This window comes from Lutispora sp. (genome assembly GCF_041687175.1).
Lineage (GTDB): Bacteria > Bacillota > Clostridia > Lutisporales > Lutisporaceae > Lutispora.
Window position 1 is genome coordinate 1 of record NZ_JAWLCK010000056.1, and the last position, 17,504, is coordinate 17,504.

Annotated in this window: 17 protein-coding genes, 1 tRNA gene and 1 riboswitch; of the genes, 13 read left to right on the forward strand and 5 right to left on the reverse strand. The window is 37.7% G+C overall.

Annotated features, from left to right (window positions below; all coding sequences use genetic code 11):
- The 3 genes from nuoF to ACESM9_RS09205 all read left to right on the forward strand — a co-directional run.
- On the forward strand, positions 1-1,601 hold a 1,601-nt coding region (gene nuoF, locus ACESM9_RS09195), incomplete at its 5' end, for an NADH-quinone oxidoreductase subunit NuoF (RefSeq protein ID WP_372997520.1).
- 3 nt (positions 1,602-1,604) lie between these two features.
- A complete protein-coding gene (locus ACESM9_RS09200; protein ID WP_372997522.1) occupies positions 1,605-3,305 on the forward strand; it encodes a [FeFe] hydrogenase, group A in 1,701 nt (566 codons plus the stop codon).
- A 1-nt stretch (position 3,306) separates the two neighbouring features.
- Positions 3,307-3,552: a (2Fe-2S) ferredoxin domain-containing protein gene (locus ACESM9_RS09205; RefSeq protein ID WP_372997524.1), complete on the forward strand. Its 246-nt coding sequence runs from the start codon at positions 3,307-3,309 to the stop codon at positions 3,550-3,552.
- Positions 3,553-3,662: 110 nt separating this feature from the next.
- Here ACESM9_RS09205 and metF read toward each other — a convergent pair whose 3' ends face one another.
- Positions 3,663-4,556, reverse strand: a complete 894-nt coding sequence (metF, locus tag ACESM9_RS09210; RefSeq protein WP_372997526.1) for a methylenetetrahydrofolate reductase [NAD(P)H] — start codon at positions 4,554-4,556, stop codon at positions 3,663-3,665.
- A 157-nt stretch (positions 4,557-4,713) separates the two neighbouring features.
- A riboswitch (SAM riboswitch) is annotated at positions 4,714-4,829 on the reverse strand.
- A gap of 121 nt (positions 4,830-4,950) precedes the next feature.
- Between metF and ACESM9_RS09215 the strand changes: the two genes are divergently transcribed.
- Positions 4,951-5,622: a vitamin B12 dependent-methionine synthase activation domain-containing protein gene (locus ACESM9_RS09215; RefSeq protein ID WP_372997528.1), complete on the forward strand. Its 672-nt coding sequence runs from the start codon at positions 4,951-4,953 to the stop codon at positions 5,620-5,622.
- Positions 5,606-7,990, forward strand: a complete 2,385-nt coding sequence (locus ACESM9_RS09220; RefSeq protein ID WP_372997530.1) for a homocysteine S-methyltransferase family protein — start codon at positions 5,606-5,608, stop codon at positions 7,988-7,990. The genes ACESM9_RS09215 and ACESM9_RS09220 overlap by 17 nt, the downstream gene beginning before the upstream one ends.
- Before the next feature lie 343 nt (positions 7,991-8,333).
- On the opposite strand, the gene ACESM9_RS09225 is transcribed toward ACESM9_RS09220, so the two are convergent.
- The gene (locus ACESM9_RS09225) at positions 8,334-9,005 is read right to left on the reverse strand and encodes a hypothetical protein (protein ID WP_372997532.1); all 672 of its coding nucleotides are present in this window, start codon (positions 9,003-9,005) and stop codon (positions 8,334-8,336) included.
- Positions 9,006-9,352: 347 nt separating this feature from the next.
- Here ACESM9_RS09225 and ACESM9_RS09230 point away from each other — a divergent pair, with 347 nt between their 5' ends.
- From ACESM9_RS09230 to ACESM9_RS09250, 5 genes are all read left to right on the forward strand, one after another.
- Positions 9,353-10,039: a response regulator gene (locus ACESM9_RS09230; protein WP_372997534.1), complete on the forward strand. Its 687-nt coding sequence runs from the start codon at positions 9,353-9,355 to the stop codon at positions 10,037-10,039.
- The gene (locus ACESM9_RS09235) at positions 10,036-11,448 is read left to right on the forward strand and encodes an ATP-binding protein (protein WP_372997536.1); all 1,413 of its coding nucleotides are present in this window, start codon (positions 10,036-10,038) and stop codon (positions 11,446-11,448) included. Before ACESM9_RS09230 ends, ACESM9_RS09235 begins: the two co-directional genes overlap by 4 nt.
- Before the next feature lie 73 nt (positions 11,449-11,521).
- Complete coding sequence (locus tag ACESM9_RS09240; protein ID WP_372997538.1) at positions 11,522-12,769, forward strand: S1C family serine protease; 1,248 nt, start codon at positions 11,522-11,524, stop codon at positions 12,767-12,769.
- A 124-nt stretch (positions 12,770-12,893) separates the two neighbouring features.
- Entirely contained in the window at positions 12,894-13,745 is an 852-nt protein-coding gene (locus ACESM9_RS09245) for a GNAT family N-acetyltransferase (RefSeq protein WP_372997540.1), read from the forward strand.
- Positions 13,746-13,807: 62 nt separating this feature from the next.
- Positions 13,808-13,901 (forward strand) — tRNA-Ser (locus ACESM9_RS09250).
- Positions 13,902-13,965: 64 nt separating this feature from the next.
- On the opposite strand, the gene ACESM9_RS09255 is transcribed toward ACESM9_RS09250, so the two are convergent.
- Complete coding sequence (locus ACESM9_RS09255) at positions 13,966-14,556, reverse strand: HD-GYP domain-containing protein (RefSeq protein WP_372997542.1); 591 nt, start codon at positions 14,554-14,556, stop codon at positions 13,966-13,968.
- A 628-nt stretch (positions 14,557-15,184) separates the two neighbouring features.
- Here ACESM9_RS09255 and ACESM9_RS09260 point away from each other — a divergent pair.
- Positions 15,185-15,535 (forward strand): hypothetical protein, encoded by a 351-nt coding sequence (locus ACESM9_RS09260; RefSeq protein ID WP_372997544.1) that lies wholly within the window; start codon positions 15,185-15,187, stop codon positions 15,533-15,535.
- 44 nt (positions 15,536-15,579) lie between these two features.
- Here ACESM9_RS09260 and ACESM9_RS09265 read toward each other — a convergent pair whose 3' ends face one another.
- Both ACESM9_RS09265 and ACESM9_RS09270 read right to left on the reverse strand, forming a co-directional pair.
- Positions 15,580-15,804 (reverse strand): hypothetical protein, encoded by a 225-nt coding sequence (locus tag ACESM9_RS09265; RefSeq protein ID WP_372997546.1) that lies wholly within the window; start codon positions 15,802-15,804, stop codon positions 15,580-15,582.
- 228 nt (positions 15,805-16,032) lie between these two features.
- Positions 16,033-16,377, reverse strand: coding sequence for a winged helix-turn-helix transcriptional regulator (locus tag ACESM9_RS09270; protein WP_372997548.1), 345 nt, complete (start codon positions 16,375-16,377; stop codon positions 16,033-16,035).
- A gap of 143 nt (positions 16,378-16,520) precedes the next feature.
- Between ACESM9_RS09270 and ACESM9_RS09275 the strand changes: the two genes are divergently transcribed.
- Both ACESM9_RS09275 and ACESM9_RS09280 read left to right on the forward strand, forming a co-directional pair.
- On the forward strand, positions 16,521-17,063 hold the full coding sequence (locus ACESM9_RS09275; protein ID WP_372997550.1) for a GNAT family N-acetyltransferase: 543 nt from the start codon (positions 16,521-16,523) through the stop codon (positions 17,061-17,063).
- Between the two features lie 6 nt (positions 17,064-17,069).
- The coding region (locus tag ACESM9_RS09280) for a SagB/ThcOx family dehydrogenase (RefSeq protein ID WP_372997552.1) at positions 17,070-17,504 on the forward strand (435 nt) is incomplete at its 3' end.

Sequence of the window (17,504 nt, forward strand, 5' to 3'; positions counted from 1 at the left end):
AAGGATGGCTCTATACAAAAGTAAAACTCTCTGATTGTGAGGAAATTATAGACAGAACCATAGTTTCTGGGGAACATATTGAAAGATTGGCTTACCAAAAAGATGGAACTATCTATAAAAAGCAAGATGAAATACCGTTTTATCATAAGCAAACCCGAGTTGTTCTCGAGCACTGTGGTCATATAGATGCCACCTCAATAAAGGAATACCTCGGTATCGGCGGCTATACTGCCTTTGAAAAAGCCTTATTTGATATGAGTGCTGATGAGATCATAAATGAAGTTATTGAATCTGGTTTGCGTGGCAGAGGAGGCGGAGGTTTCCCAGCAGGTCGTAAGTGGTCACAAGTAAAGAGGCAAAAAGAAAAAGAGAAATACGTTGTTTGCAACGGTGATGAAGGAGATCCGGGGGCATTTATGGATAGAAGCATTATGGAAGGTGACCCCCACAGAATGTTGGAAGGCATGATGATTGCGGGTCTTGCTTGCGGCGCTTCCCAAGGATATATATATGTTCGTGCAGAATATCCTATGGCTGTCAATAGATTGGAGATGGCTATTGAACAAGCTACAGAATATGGCCTATTGGGAGATAATATTCTCGGTACAGATTTCAGTTTCCATTTACACATAAATCGTGGAGCAGGAGCTTTCGTCTGTGGTGAAGGAAGTGCTCTGACTGCTTCAATTGAAGGTAATAGAGGAATGCCTAGGGTAAAACCTCCAAGAACAGTAGAACAGGGGCTATTCGGAAAGCCTACTATTCTAAACAATGTTGAAACTTTCGCTAATGTACCATTGATCATTCGTAATGGGGCCCAGTGGTTTAAAGGAATTGGACCAGAAAGCAGTCCAGGAACAAAGGCTTTTGCTCTTACAGGAAATATATTAAACACTGGATTGATAGAGGTACCTATGGGTACTACAATTGGTGAGGTCATATTTGAAGTAGGCGGCGGTATGCGTGGAGGTGGAGAGTTTAAGGCTGTTCAGATTGGAGGGCCATCCGGTGGTTGTCTGACAAAGGAACATCTGGATTTACCTCTGGACTTCGACTCTCTGAAGAAAGCAGGAGCAATGATAGGCTCTGGCGGACTGGTTGTTATGGATGACAAAACCTGTATGGTTGAAGTAGCTCGTTTCTTTATGAAGTTTACTCAGAATGAATCCTGTGGCAAATGCGTTCCCTGTCGTGAAGGCACAAAGAGAATGTTGGCTATTTTGGAAAGAATCGTTGAAGGCAAAGGAGAAGATGGAGATATAGAGCTTCTTTTAGAACTGGCTGATACAATTTCTGCTACAGCCCTTTGTGGACTTGGTAAAACTGCTCCCTTCCCTGTAGTAAGTACAATAAGGAGCTTCCGGGATGAGTATGAAGCCCACATTTATGAAAAAAGATGCCCGGCAGGAAGCTGTCAGAAGCTTAAAAGGATAGAAATCGATACTGCTTTATGCAAGGGTTGCTCAAAGTGTTCCAGAACTTGCCCCGTATCAGCTATAAGCGGCAAAGTTAAAGAACCCTTCACCATCGATCAATCCAAATGCATTAAGTGTGGAGCTTGTATAGAAAACTGTCCATTCCATGCAATCAAGGAGGTTTAGAACATGGGAAATAAAGAATATATGATAATAGATGGTATACCTGTTGAAATAAATGGAGAGAAAAATCTTCTTGAGTTGATTCGCAAGGTAGGAATAAAATTACCTACATTCTGCTACCATTCAGAACTATCGGTTTACGGAGCATGCCGTATGTGTATGGTAGAGACCGAAAAAGGAGGACTTGAGGCAGCATGCTCCACTCCTCCCAGAGAAGGCATGGAGATCAGAACCAATACAGAAAGGCTGAGAAAATATAGAAAGAATATATTGGAACTGCTTCTTGCCAACCATTGCCGTGATTGTACAACCTGCAATAATAACGGTAAATGCAAGCTGCAGGATCTGGCTATGAGATTTAATATCCAAGGTGTACGCTTCCCCAATACAGCAGAGGAACCAAATGTGGATGATTCTTCACCATGTATCACAAGGGATGCAAATAAATGTATACTCTGCGGTGACTGTGTGAGAATGTGCAATGAAGTTCAAAATGTGGGGGCTATTGATTTTGCCCATAGAGGCTCGAAAATGACCATAAGCACTGCTTTTAACGGCCCAATCGGTGAATCACCCTGTGTTGGCTGTGGTCAGTGCGCTGCTGTATGTCCCACAGGTGCTATTGTGGTTAAAGATGATACTGCAAAAGTATGGAAAGCCTTGGATGATAAGAATACAAAGGTTACAGTTCAGATTGCTCCGGCTGTAAGAGTAGGATTGGGCAAGGAGTTGGGAATTCCTGACGGTGAAAATGCCATGGGCAAGATTGTTGCAGCCCTCCGTCGTATGGGTTTTGATGAGATATATGATACTTCAACTGGTGCAGATTTGACTGTTTTGGAAGAATCCAATGAGCTTTTGAAGAGACTGGAAGAAGGCAATCATGATATGCCATTATTTACATCTTGTTGTCCAGCATGGGTGAACTATTGCGAGAAGAACTATCCTGAGCTGCTCCCTCATGTTTCAACTTGCCGTTCACCCATGGAAATGTTTGCTGGCATAATAAAGGAAGAAGGCAAAACCTCATCAAGAAAGGTAGTCCATGTTGCCATTATGCCTTGCACTGCTAAAAAGTACGAAGCTGCCCGTGATGAGTTTAAAGTTGATGGAGTTCCCAATGTAGACTTTGTATTAACAACCCAGGAACTTATACAGATGATAAAAGAATCAGGCATTATATTCAGCGAGTTAGAACCGGAATCAATTGACATGCCTTTTGGTACAATGACAGGTGCTGGTGTCATATTTGGAGTTACCGGCGGTGTTACAGAAGCGGTTTTGCGACGCATCGCTTCGGACAAATCAAGAACTGGACTTATGTCCATTGCCTATAAAGGCGTCCGGGGAATGGAAGGTGTAAAGGAAACTTCCATAATGTTCGGCGATAGAGAAGTAAAAATCGCTATTGTCAGCGGGCTGAAGAATGCAAGTGATTTGATTGAAAGGATCAAAGCAGGAGAGCATTATGATTTTGTTGAAGTCATGGCTTGTCCCAGCGGGTGCATAAATGGCGCAGGTCAACCCTTTGCAGCCTATGATGCTAAGGAAAAGAGAGGAAAAGGCCTATATACTGCCGACAAGCTTTGCAATATAAAACGTTCTGAGGAAAACCCACTTATGATGTCTTTGTATAACGGTATACTGAAAGGAAAAGTCCATGAAATGCTTCATGTAGAATATGCTTCCAAGAATCAGGAGGGTTAAAATGATGAAGTTGAATGTATGTATTGGCAGTTCTTGTCACTTAAAAGGTTCATATAATGTTATTCAGGTATTCCAGCAAATGATTGAGGAAAACTCTCTACACGATAAAATTGATTTTAATGCAACATTTTGCGCTAAACAATGCCAAAATCCAGGGGTAACTGTTTCAATTGACGGTGATAAATACAATGTTGTACCCGAAACTGCGAGAGAGTTTTTCAAAAACAAGGTTATACCTTTTATATAAATTTAATTAAGCCAGCTTGTTCCATTAACCCTTTCCTAAACGAGAGCCGAATTATTGTAAATAATTCGGCTCGATTTATATAGGAATACAGTTTCCGGGAATGAAGATTTTTAAGCATGATTAAGGTTCTCAAAGTGGCTTCTGATGCTGGATATTTGCTTTATAATTTTTCTAGCCACTTCAGGCTTATTCATGGTATACAAATGGATTCCATCCACACCTGATGAAAGCAGATCTATTATTTGCTCCGTTGCATAGGCAATACCGGCTTCCTTTAAAGCTTCCGGGTTGTTTTCATATCTATCCAGGATACGCCTGAACTTTGTAGGAATACTTGCTCCGCAGAGACTGGTTATGCGTTCTATTTGCTTTTTATTTATCACCGGCATTATCCCTACTGATACAGGAATAGATATATCCATTATCCCTATTTTTTCAATGAAATCAAAATAGAAATTATTGTCCAAAAACAGCTGAGTTATGAGGAAATCAGCACCCAATTCAACCTTCCTTTTCAAGCTGCGAAGATCAGCTATACAACTTTCTGCTTCAATATGGACTTCCGGGTAACATGCGGCACCTATGCAGAAATCTCCTAAACTTTTTATATGAGCAATAAGATCCGATGCATATTTATAATCGTTATCCTCTGGGGCAATATAGCTTTCATCCTGTGGTCTGTCGCCTCTAAGAGCCAGTACATTCTCTATATTAGACTTTTTAAGCTGTTGCAAAATATCCTCTACTTCTTTTTTTGTAGAATTTATGCAGGTAAGATGGGCTAATGCTTCTATGCCGTATTTATTTTTTATAATATCTGCAATCTGTACTGTATAGTGCTTGCTGCCTCCTGCTGCCCCATAAGTGACACTTATAAAATCAGGTTTCAAGTCAGATAGAGCGTCTATTGTATCGAAAATCGTGTCAATTGGTGTTTCGGGTTTTGGTGGAAATATTTCTAAAGATATTACTGGCTTATTGATAAATAGGTCTCTAATTTTCATTTTTGTTCTCCTCTCATAGATTGGTTAGTTTTATATCATTAGCTAAGCCAATGGCTTACGATATTCATTTATTGGGGTTAATTAAAAAAGGCCACTTTCGGATAAGAAAGCAACCTTACAAAGCTATAAAGCATCATATGCTTTTGTGCACATGTCACTCTTATCTCTCAGGATAAACACATAATCCTGCAGGAATTGACACCGCTGCATTCGAATGGGAATGCCGGTTGTCGGGCTTCATAGGGCCAGTCCCTCCACCTCTCTGGATAAGTAATTATTAAGTTTTGTATACAGAGAATTTTAAGCTAAAGAAAAGCAATTGTCAAGGAAAAATAAAATATTATTGATTTTATGTATATTTATGTGTAATATATTCTAAATCGGAGGGATTACAGTGAATATTGACAGGATGGAAGTTTTGAGATATCTTGGCTACAAGAATCAAAGCATTGATGAAGCCATGGAAAATCTAATATATGAATGTATCGCTGAAATAAGAGAAGTGATGAAGAAAAGCTTTGTTTATAATATATATGATATAGAAAAACAAGGTGACAAAGTTATTCTCAAGGATACGAACCTGATTTTTGAAAGCAGGTATCTGAGAGACCATCTGCAGAATTCGGATAGATGTGCTCTTATGGCAGCCACATTGGGCATTGAAGTTGATAAGAGGATTGGATATTATTCCAGGCTAAACCTTACCAAGGGCATAGTGATGGACGCATGTGCCACTGCTGCAATAGAGGCTGTCTGTGATGAGGTACAGGAAGAGATAAAGGAGATGGCACAAAAGGCAGGATACAATATAACCGATAGATATAGCCCAGGGTACGGGGATTTGTCCATAACTCATCAAAAGGCTATTATTGAAGTGCTTAAAGCTCATATAAGGATTGGGCTTACGGTAAACAAAAATTATATAATGATTCCAAGAAAGTCGGTGACTGCTTTAATAGGGCTTCATAGAGGGGAAGAAAATGTTGTAGTAGATAAATGCAGCAGATGCAAAGAAAAAAATTGTATGTATAGAAAGTGTGGAGATGCAAATGAGTTGGAATGTTGATTTTAGCAAATTTTTAGTATTTGACGGTGCCATGGGGACTATGCTACAGGCTTATGGAATGAAAGCAGGAGAACTCTCTGAAAGGTACAATATTGAGAAACCGGAAGTTATTGAAAAGATACATAAAGCTTACATAGGCGCAGGAGCTGATGTGATAACAACCAATACATTTGGTGCCAATAGGTATAAGTTAAATGATAAAGATCTGCCTTTGGAGGATGTTATAGGAAGTGCAGTGGAAATAGCCAGAAAAGCAGCCAAAGATAAGCTGGTGGCTTTGGATATTGGACCTTTGGGGCAGCTTATGGAGCCCTATGGCAGCTTGAGCTTTGAAGCTGCCTATGAAGCTTTTAAGGAGCAAATTACAGTGGGAGCCTCAGCAGGAGCAGACTTAATTATAATTGAAACTATGTCAGATATATATGAAGTCAGAGCGGCTATACTTGCAGCTAGAGAAAACTCCAGTCTTCCAATAATATGTACTATGACATTTCAAGAGGATGGAAGAACTCTGACGGGCACAGATCCTCTGACCATGGTAAATATACTACAGAATCTTGGAATAGCAGCTTTAGGTATTAATTGTTCACTGGGACCGAAGGAGATGATGCCTTTAGTCTATGAAGTTCTCAAATATTCAAGGATACCTGTGATAGTTCAGCCCAATGCAGGGTTGCCTAAAATGGTGGGAAATGAAACAGTATTCGAAATAAATCCAGAGAAGTTCGCAGCCTATGGCAGACAAATGGCTGAATCAGGAGTAAGATTATTGGGAGGATGCTGTGGTACTACACCGGAGCATATAAAAGCATTAAAGAGTGCCTTGGCAGGCTTGAAGCCTGCTAAAAATGAGATCAAAAGGATTACGGCAGCCAGCTCTTCTACATGTACCGTAGTCTTAGGTGGAGAAGTAAAGATAATCGGAGAACGTATAAATCCCACAGGCAAGAAAAGATTAAAGCAAGCCTTAATAGAAGGTGATATGGACTATATATTGAGAGAAGCGGTGGACCAGAAAGACAATGGAGCCCATATGCTTGATGTTAATGTAGGGCTTCCAGAAATAGATGAAAAAGCTGTAATGGTAAAAGTGGTAAAGGAAATACAAGGAATAGTAAACCTTCCATTACAGATAGATAGTGTAAGACCGGAGGTTATTGAAGCGGGAGTAAGGGTTTGCAACGGAAGACCAATAATTAATTCAGTCAATGGGGAAGACAAGGCTATGGAAAGCATTTTGCCCATTGTAAAAAAATATGGCTGCCTGATGGTGGCTCTTACACTAGACGAGAAGGGAATACCTGAAACAGCGGAAGACAGGTTGAAAATTGCAGAAAAGATAATAAAAAAAGCCAGTGAATATGGCATACCAAAAGAAGACATAATAGTGGACTGCCTTGTTCTTACAGCTTCGGCTCAGCAAAGAGAAGTAAAGGAAACTATAAAGGCAGTAAGACTAGTCAAGGAAAAACTGGGAGTGATGACCACCCTTGGAGTCAGCAATGTATCCTTCGGATTGCCGGCAAGAGGCATACTAAACAGAACATTTCTGGCTGCAGCCCTCTCTGCAGGTCTAGATGCGCCTATCATGAATCCTATGGAGGCTGATATGAGGGATACTGTGAGAGCTTTTAATGTTTTGTGGAATCATGATAGGGACAGCAAGGACTATATAAATGCATATACAGATATAAAAACTAAACCTCAAAGCAATGTTAATAGAAGCAGTAAGGATTTAAAGAAAATTATAATAGATGGAATGAAAGAAGAGGTAAAAGAGGTAGTGAAGGAGCTTCTTAAAGAATTTAGAGGCTTGGAGATAGTGGACAATTACCTTATACCTGCTCTCGATACAGTGGGAGAAAAATACGAAAAGGGAGAAATATTTCTTCCTCAGCTTATATTGTCTGCTGAAACGGTGAAAAATGCATTTGAAGTCATAAAAGAAGATATGATGGAAAACTCTTCTCAAGATAAAGCTATAAACAAAGGAAATATTGTGATAGCAACTGTCAAGGGAGACATCCATGATATAGGCAAAAACATTGCAAAGATACTCTTAGAAAACTATGGTTTTAGAGTTTATGATCTAGGCAAAGATGTAGCGAAGGAGAAGATTATTGAGAAGGTTAAGGAAGTAAAAGCTCCTTTAGTAGGGTTAAGTGCTTTGATGACAACAACTGTACAAAGCATGGAAGAAACCATAAAAGCTCTGAGGCTTCACTGCCCTGATTGTGTGGTAATGGCAGGGGGAGCCGTGCTTAATGAAAACTACGCAAATATGATAGGGGCAGACTTTTATGTAAAGGATGCCAGAGATTCAGTAAAGGTTGCAGAAATGGTTTTAAAAGGAAGTAAGAATAATTAAATTTTCTGAAAATTTATGTATATTTTTTGCTGTCAATGTGATATACTATAAGTAAGAAAGATGGAGAACATCTTTCCTGCAGACTCTAATTCAACCAACATTAAAATTTGTCAGATTTCGAGTTTTTTGGTTAGTTGGTAAGTTAGCTTATTATGCTTAGAACAAGTTGGGTAGTAAGTGTAAATTGGTTTAGGGTTTGTCAGGTTAGTTAAATGATTGTTTGTTTGAAAAAGGAATGAGGTAAACTAGATTTGGTTGATTCAGGCATAAGTGTTGAATTAGAGTCTGTTTTATAAGTTGGCTGGATTTTATGTCATAAGACCCAGCCAACTTTTTGCTTTCTTTATGCACCCCTGTACCATGAATCATCCAGAACTATGGGTTCAAGACAAGGAAACTCATATTGAGATAACTCCAATTCCTGAAGTTCTTTGATAACCTCTGTAAAATTGCTCTGGAGTGTAAGGTTTTCCTGGGAAAGAATATGCCTTAAGTTCTCGTTCTCCCAGTCAAGCCATCTTGAATATCTAAGCCTTTCTTCTTCATATCTATGAAATAATTCATGAGATTTCGCCATTTCAGATATTTCCTTGCATATGAAAAAGTTGCATACGAAGGTTCTATATCTCGGAGGCAAGGTGCAGCCTTTACCTGGTTTTACGAAGGGACAGCCTCTGAAAAATATGGTGTGGTCTTCTAAATAATCTCCCACCGGCAGCATATCGCTTTCCATATACCTTTTATATTCAGCTTCATCAAAAAATCCTTTAGCATGAATATAGTAATTATAGATTTGAGTACCAGGATTGTTTATAATCCTATTGAGAGCTTTCAGACCATCCGTTGTTTTAGACATTCTTTGAATATCTATCAGAGTGAATTTGGGGAAGTACCAGCAGCATCCTCTGTTTTTTACTTTGCAAAGGCTTTTGCCTATTAAACTATCACAGGAGCCACAGCTTGTACATGCATATCTGGGAATATTATTATCGAATTCAACATAAATCTTAGTCATGTTTTAACCTCAATTCTAAAAAGAAAGTTTATTTTTACATTATAATTTGACATAAAATCATAAATCAAATTTCCCTATGGTTTATTTTGAATCATATGAATTTATAATAGGTGAAATAGACAAGCCTGGTTTTTCAATCTTTTTATAGCTTCTTATTTTTCTTTCTGAGGCTTTATTGATTATTTAAATAATTTGCTGTATCATTCTGTTAAGGTTAGCGCACTCTTTGCTAAGATGGTGTTTGAAACATATTATTCATGAGCTGGACCAGCTATTTTAAGCTGTGTAATGTTCCAGACTCATCAGTGGCCATTATCTAAGAATTAAAACTGAGAAGGTGTGGAGAAATGAAATATAAGATACTTGTAGTTGACGATGACCAGAATATAGCAGAACTTATCAGGATCTATCTTGAGAAGGAAATGTTTTGTGTGAAAATTGCATATGACGGCAAAAAAGCATTGGATACATTCTACCAATGGACTCCGGATCTGGTGATTCTGGATATAATGATGCCAAATATGGATGGGTATGAGGTATGCAAGCAGATAAGGAAAACAGGGAATATACCCATCATAATGCTTACAGCACGAGGCGAAGTAATAGATAAGGTACTGGGCCTTGAGCTGGGGGCTGATGACTATATGGTGAAGCCTTTTGACCCTAAGGAGCTTTTGGCAAGAGTTAAGGCTGTGCTGAGAAGGACTCAGAACAATGGTATGATAAAGGATGAAAAGCTGGTATTTCCTGGCCTAAGCATAGACAAAAACGACTATACTGTCACATTCCAGGGAAATAGAATGGAATTACCTCCTAAAGAGATGGAGCTTTTATACTTCCTTGCTTCCAGACCAAATCAGGTTTTTACCAGAGAGCAGCTTTTGGAAAAGGTATGGGATTATGACTATATAGGAGACTCAAGGACTGTGGATGTCCACATAAAGAGGTTGAGAGAGAAGCTTCATGACGATATGGGAAGATGGGAAATCAAAACCGTATGGGGTGTAGGCTATAAATTTGAGGTGAAGCGATGAAGAAAAGCATATTTAAGAGGCTTTTTATCACATATGGCATCACTATAATATTAGGGTTTGGCATATTGGCTTTGGTGCTTATGAAGCTTTTTTCCCAATATTTCATAGACAGTAAAAAAGATTTGCTGTTGGAATATGGTCAGAAAATCACTCAGGAAATTGCAATAGGATTGTATGCAGGCAGGTTGGATAGGCAGACATTAAATGAGGATTTGAGGATTCTCGATAAATTCCTGGATGCGAGAATATGGATAATAGATAGAGAGGGTACGATTTTTGGAGTATCCGGTTCCAAGGAAGAGAAGTACCTTGGTCAGAAAGTAGATGCGGGAGCATTAGGCATACTGTACAGAGGAAGAAATATAATAGAGACAGGAAATTTTGGAGGCAAATTCAAAGAGCCAGTGCTGACGGTAGGTTATCCCATATTCTACAATGATGAATTTGAGGGCGGGGTTTTGGTCCATGCCTCCATGCCGGGCATTCAAAAATCCATAAGGGATATTTACAGCATAACCGTACTTGCAATTACTTTTTCAGGGCTTTTGGCATATAGTATCTTATACTTCCAGATAAAGCGGATATCCGTGCCTTTAAGCGAGATAAGCAAAGCTGCTAAGATCATATCAGGAGGAGAATTTCAAAAAAGGCTGAAGATAAAGACCGGGGATGAAATAGAAGAATTGGCGAAAAGCTTTAACGATATGGCAGAGTCCCTGGAAAAGATTGAGGAGAACAGACGCAACTTTATAGCCAACATTTCCCACGATTTAAGATCCCCCATGACTTCTATAAAGGGTTTTGTAGGAGGAATAATGGACGGAACTATACCCCCTGAGATGCAAGGACATTATCTCAATATAGTTATGGAGGAATGTCAAAGGCTTATTAAAATGACCAATGAGCTTTTAGAACTCAATAATATTCAGCAGGGAAAGGTGGAAGTCAATAAAACCAACTTTGAACTTAATGAAATGCTGAGAAGAAAGCTTATAAATTTTGAAAAGGATATAACAAAGAAGAATATAGATGTGATGCTGAAATTCTATGATGATTCCACCATTGTAAATGCAGATAAATCAATGATGGAAAGAATAGTTACCAATCTGCTGGACAATGCAGTGAAATTTACAGAGGAAGAGGGATATATAAGCCTTAGAACCCGGGAAGAAAAAAATAAAGTAATTGTGGAGATTACAAATACAAGTACAAATATGGACGATAACAAGCTGAAGAATATGTGGGAGAGATTTCATAAGGGGGATGAGTCCCGAGGCATATATAAGTCTGGATTTGGCCTTGGATTGTCCATAGTAAAGGAAATGATAATACTTCAGGGAGAGGAGATCTGGGCAGATAGACTTGATGGAGCTATAAAATTCTCTTTTACCATTGATAAATCCAAATAATTAACATTTTATTCATAATTTATTAAAATCTATATCTTAGAATAGAATCAAGGAAAACTAAGGAGGGATTTTGATGAATGATGATTTCAGAAGAGACTTTATGGAAGATGTGTCCAAGGAAGATATAGAAGTTATCGAAACAAATGAAAAAGAGTATGGAGATACAGAAAGAAACGAAGAGAATATAGAGCATAATAAACCGGTATTCTATACAGAAGTAATCGAGAAAAAGCCTAAGAGGTGGGGCAAGGCTGCTATAGCAATAACATTAGCCATAGGTTTGGCTTTTGGCTCTGCATTCGGATTTCTAGCGGACAATATAATAGATAACCTGGAAGGCAAAAATGCGGTCTATGCAAGCCAAGGAAATCAATATAACTATGTTATAGACAAGACCGTTTCACCAGTGGTACCTATAGCAAAAAAAGTATCCCCTTCCATTGTGGCTATCAGGATTAAGAAAAGCGTACAAGACTTTTTTGGATTTACTTACGAAAGTGAGGGCAACGGCTCAGGTATAATAATTGACAACCAGGGGCATATAGTAACCAACAATCATGTAATAGACGGTTCAGATAATATAATAGTAGTTCTCCATGACGGTAGAGAATTATCTGCAAAAGTAGTAGGCAGAGATGTGCAGACAGATCTAGCTGTTATAAAGGTGGAAGAAAAGAATCTGCCCTATGCAGAACTGGGAGATTCATCTACCCTGGAAGTAGGCGAACTTGCAGTTGCTATAGGAAGCCCAATGGGCACAGATTATGCAGGCTCTGTGACAGCAGGAATCATAAGTGGTCTAAACAGAGAACTGTTTGTTGGAAACAGATCAATGAAGCTTATACAGACAGATGCTGCAATAAATCCTGGTAACAGCGGAGGTGCCTTAGTAAATTCTGAAGGCAAGGTAGTAGGAATAAACACTCTTAAGCTGGTAAGGAGCCAGGTAGAAGGCATGGGATTTGCAATTCCCATAAATGAAGCTAAGCCAATAATACAGCAATTGATAGAGAACAAAAAGGTATCAAGACCATATCTGGGAATTACAGGCCAAACTATAGATGAGAAAACAGCAAAACAGTATGATGTTCCCCAGGGAGTTTTAATCAGGCAGGTTATAGATGGAAGCGGAGCTGACAAGGCAGGACTGGTGAGAGGCGATATAATCACAAAGATCGATGATGAAAGGGTAACTACCATAGAACAACTGCAAAAAATAATTCAAAGTAAAAAAGTCGGAGATGTTTTAAAAGTGGAAGCTTACGGAGAATTGAACAGATATAAAACTGTAGAAGTGAAGCTGACAGAAAGCGATAACTAGGAGAAGCAGGCATAGGAGCCTGCTTTTAACATTTTTTTCTTTCTGATGAGTAAAAGTTGTGATATAATCTTACCAAAGATGTGGGGGGACATTGCGCCACCTCATTCTAATAGAATGGTAGGTGATGATTGTGGTTTTTAAAAATTGTAATGATGTGGACTTTGAAATGGTGTATCAATGTTTTAACGAAGGATTTTCAGATTACATTGTTAAGTTTGACTTACCTTTAGAAGCATTTAGAAAAAGATTTTTTGGCCCTGAAGGCAATGAATTGAAGCATTCTTTCATTGCCATAGAAAAAAATAGACCTGTAGGGCTTGTTTTAGGCGGTATAAAAGATTATCAGGGGATAAAAACTATGAGATGCGGTGCTTTTTGTATTGTTCCAGATTACAGAGGAACGGGAATCGCCGATGAACTGTTTTATCTTCATAAAGAAAGGGCCATCAGTGAAGGTTGCAGCCAAATGATGTTGGAAAATATAATAGGGAATGACAGAGCACTGAATTTCTACAAAAAACATGGCTATGAAAAAATATACGAACTCCAATATTTTCAATTATCCGATTTAAGCAAATTGAAGAATTTCAATAATGAATATGACATAAAACCTGTGGAGTTTAGCCAACTGGAAGATGTCAGAGAACGAATGGGAGATGTGTACATAAACTGGCAAAATGATTTCCCCTATATAGAGAAGTCGGAAGGACAGCATAATTATGGTGCTTTTATGGATAATAAGATGGTGGGCATATTGAGCATAAATGAGTATGGCAGAATAAATTTGATTTGGGTTGACAAAAAATATAGAGGACAGAAAATTGGCTCAGCTCTTCTTAGCAACGCAATAGAAATGCTGAATCTGACAAAGCTTGGCACAAGCTTTCCAAACAATCATACTTTATATGGTTTCTATAGAAAATTAGGATTTGAAAAAGAAAAAATAGCTCAATACGAAATGTATATGACTCTTTGATAAATTTTCATGTTGCCAATTAGTTTTTTTTCTAGTATAATAACATAGTGCGAGCAGCAAACGGAGAGATGGCTGAGCTGGTCGAAGGCGCACGACTGGAAATCGTGTGTACCTACAAAACGGGTACCGAGGGTTCGAATCCCTCTCTCTCCGCCATACATAGTAAAATGAAGGCTTTCATCGATGTGATGAAAGCCTGTTTTGATTTTTTATTAAGCTGTTACCTGTCGACTATTGAATCCAAATTGTTGATAAAGACTTTAAACATTTCCGGATCAAACTGTCCATTGAAATTTTTCATCATATTTACTGCTTCATCTGCTGTAAAGGCTTTTCTGTATGGTCTGTCGGATGTCAAAGCATCATATACATCACATATGCTTATAATTCGCGCCACAACGGGTATTTCTTCTTCCTTGAGTCTAATTGGGTAACCTTTTCCGTCCCAGCGTTCATGATGATAGAAAGCCGCATACTGCATCTCTTTTGGCATGAGATATTTTTTCATCATTATATATCCCAGACTTGAATGCTTTTTAATAATATCAAATTCATTATCCTGTAATTCGCTTTCTTTATTCAAAATATTCAGATCTACCTTCAATTTGCCTATATCATGGAACAACCCGGAGTAATACATTATTCTGTCATCTATATCGGTACCCAGAAGTTTATTAAGTCTTGTGGAGTATCTTGCCACATTTTGTGAATGTACATATGTATTATTGTCAAACTTAAGCAGTTCTGTTAGTGTGTTAATTTTCTTATAAAAAATATCTTTTGGCCATGCGATGCCCTGTACAAAATTCAAAAGAATCCTCCTCGTTTATATACTAATAATAAAAACCATGGTGCTATACATGCCATGGCTGAAAAACCTATTTTGATGTCTCAGTTGTCATAGAAAAATCACCTTAAACTCGTACCTTCACGTCCCTGCTTTTCGCTAGACTTGCCTTTATCGTATAGCGTCATATAATCTTTAATATATATGGTTTAGAATATATGTTATAGAACATTATGGAATTAAATCCAACCATTTCATTATATTTTTATACAGCTTTTATGTCAATATATATTTTCACATTATTTAATTTAAATTTCATGTAGTGAAATCGTCAACTCTGTTAAATGTAGAGAAAACTCGCATTTTTGGTGAATAGATTTTACCAGCAATGCAGACAGTTATAAATTCAAACAGACATTGTTCAACCGATCAAGCAATAACTAATCTTATATTTAGGTGGCCAAAAATTCGAACTGCTAGCGATCAACTGTTGCCATGGGAATTGCATCTAAAACGAGGAACAATACACCACAAGGAAAGCAATCGAATCCTACCAACTTGAAGGGAGTGTGCACCAAAATTGACAGTATTTACAAATATGTCTATAATTAAGGTGAACTTGATAAATTTATCAATGAAGGGGGTGTGGATTGTGGAAAAAATAGTTTATAGTGAGATTGTTGAATTTAATAGGTGTATTGACAAGATAAAAGGGCTTAAAAATATTTATAGAGCAGATAGCAAACTCAATTATATCTATTTGGACGGAGAATTTGGTTTATTGAGAAACCTTGATGCAATTTGTATGTTTTGTGCTAAACACTTAAGAGGAATACATTCTGTGGATTATTGCATTCGATCCATTAGGCAGAATATAAATAGCATTACTCCTGAACACTTAAAGAATGGAATAATTAACAAAGAGGAGTATGAAAGAGAAATACTCAGTATCTGTAAGAGCATTGAGTATTTAGAGAGAGAAGTAATAGTATCTTTTCTATAATATCTAAGCGTCTATATAAGGTTTATGTGTGGAAAAATACATGATTAGGACTTATGTTCATTTATAAGCTTCTTTATGAAATCTTCCAATGTCACGTTATAACCCTGAAACTCATCAAACCGCTCATCAAAGTAATCTATGAGTATGAATCCTTGATGGTTCTTAACAAAGTCTATATATGACTTGTCATGATTGTTCATATACTTGTATGTCAATGCTTTAATGATGAATTCATCTACCTCAATATTTAAGCACTTATTTATCTTCATGATTGCGAGGAAGCAGACTTCCTTATACTTTTCCAACTATTCATCGTAGTAGGACTTGTATTTCCTATACATATTTTCTATGTCAGCCTTAAGATAAAATTCTTGAGTTTTTGGGGTAGACACCTAAGACTCATGTTCTTGATAATACCTAATGGCTTGAATTCTAGAGCATCGCTTTCATATTCAAAGTATTAAGGTAAACCGAAGGGGCAGCAGTATAATTTACAGTTATTGCGCAGGCTCTTTCTTCATCTTTTCTCCCCAATGAGCCAGCGCTTTTAGCGCAGGGATAAGCTCTTTGCCATTATTCGTGAGAGAATATTCAACCCGCGGTGGTATCTCCATATATTGCTTACGATTAACTATTCCATCTGACTCCAATTCTTTAAGGGACTGAGTAAGTACCATATTGGTTATACCATCGATATTTCTTTTTAATTCGTTGTATCTCAATATTCCGTTCTTATTCAATGCCCAGATGATGGGCAATTTCCATTTTCCACCGATAAGGTTCAAAGCATAGGTTAAGGGGCAGCCGTCATAGTTGTTCTTATATAATGCATGGTTGCTCATGAGATCACTCCAATACTCAGATTTTTCTTACTTAATCAGAAAATAATGCATACTTGTCACAATAACTCCTACTGATATAATAATATCAAACTTGGTTTTTCCATCAAACATATTTTATATATTTATTTGAAAGGGTGGTCTGTGTGAGTATCCATTATGAAGTTATTTCCGATGAAGATATTAACTGCATAAAAGATTTGTGCAATGAGCTAATGGCTTATCAGAAATCTAAAGCGTACATACATCCGGAGTTTTTCGATAACATGCGTTTTGAAACAAGGGTTATTCCTTCTGTTAAGAGTGCAAAAGCTAATTTTACCATTATAGCCAAAGACGGAGATGAAATAGTAGGGTATGCTTATAGCAATATTTCACCTAAGAGAACATACTCAGGAGGTTTTGCTACTTTACACTGTGATGCATTCTTTGATTTTGATTCTGTAGAAACTGATGATGTAGGCTGCCTTTCCCAGTTCTTTATAAAAGAGGAATATCGCAATACTGGTATTGGCACTGTGCTGTTTAACAAGTCTATGGAATGGCTGAATTTATTTGAGGATATAAAGGATCACTTCATCTTTGTGTCAAATGGCAATGATAATGCATTAAAGTTTTATTTAAATAAAGGATTTAAAATAAGCCACGAGATACTGGATGGATTTATAATAGTATTGAGAAATGAGTGATAAACTATGGATTCTTTCAAAGACAATCGTGACTTCATGAAAAGCGGATTTGATCTTCCTGAGCGTGAATTTATTTCAGATCAAGAACGAGGTATGACACCACCACCTGTTACTAAACCAATTGACAGCAGTTTAAGAATTATTGAGCTTCCGGAAGTAAACAAAAATCTAATCAAGCAAAGTGACATATATACTTGTATCGGCAACCGGAGAAGCAGGCGAAATTATAAAGATACACCCATCACATTGGAAGAGCTGTCATTTCTGCTATGGGCTACTCAAGGTGTGCAGAAGATAATACCTGCATATAAAAATACAGGACATATAACTCTGCGCCCGGTACCTTCTGCAGGAGGAAGGCATGCCTTTGAAACTTATCTGGCAGTTAACAATGTTGAAGGACTGGAAAAAGGTATATATATTTATATGCCTTTGGAACAT

What these genes read in the sequence shown, in the direction of transcription:
- ACESM9_RS09265 (WP_372997546.1), bottom strand. Translation starts at nt 15,804, where the DNA reads ATGAAGATAAATAAGTGCTTAAATATTGAGGTAGATGAATTCATCATT.
- ACESM9_RS09220 (WP_372997530.1), top strand. Translation starts at nt 5,606, where the DNA reads ATGAGTTGGAATGTTGATTTTAGCAAATTTTTAGTATTTGACGGTGCC.
- ACESM9_RS09235 (WP_372997536.1), top strand. Translation starts at nt 10,036, where the DNA reads ATGAAGAAAAGCATATTTAAGAGGCTTTTTATCACATATGGCATCACT.
- ACESM9_RS09240 (WP_372997538.1), top strand. Translation starts at nt 11,522, where the DNA reads ATGAATGATGATTTCAGAAGAGACTTTATGGAAGATGTGTCCAAGGAA.
- ACESM9_RS09270 (WP_372997548.1), bottom strand. Translation starts at nt 16,377, where the DNA reads ATGAGCAACCATGCATTATATAAGAACAACTATGACGGCTGCCCCTTA.
- ACESM9_RS09230 (WP_372997534.1), top strand. Translation starts at nt 9,353, where the DNA reads ATGAAATATAAGATACTTGTAGTTGACGATGACCAGAATATAGCAGAA.
- ACESM9_RS09205 (WP_372997524.1), top strand. Translation starts at nt 3,307, where the DNA reads ATGATGAAGTTGAATGTATGTATTGGCAGTTCTTGTCACTTAAAAGGT.
- ACESM9_RS09225 (WP_372997532.1), bottom strand. Translation starts at nt 9,005, where the DNA reads ATGACTAAGATTTATGTTGAATTCGATAATAATATTCCCAGATATGCA.
- ACESM9_RS09245 (WP_372997540.1), top strand. Translation starts at nt 12,894, where the DNA reads ATGATTGTGGTTTTTAAAAATTGTAATGATGTGGACTTTGAAATGGTG.
- ACESM9_RS09200 (WP_372997522.1), top strand. Translation starts at nt 1,605, where the DNA reads ATGGGAAATAAAGAATATATGATAATAGATGGTATACCTGTTGAAATA.
- metF (WP_372997526.1), bottom strand. Translation starts at nt 4,556, where the DNA reads ATGAAAATTAGAGACCTATTTATCAATAAGCCAGTAATATCTTTAGAA.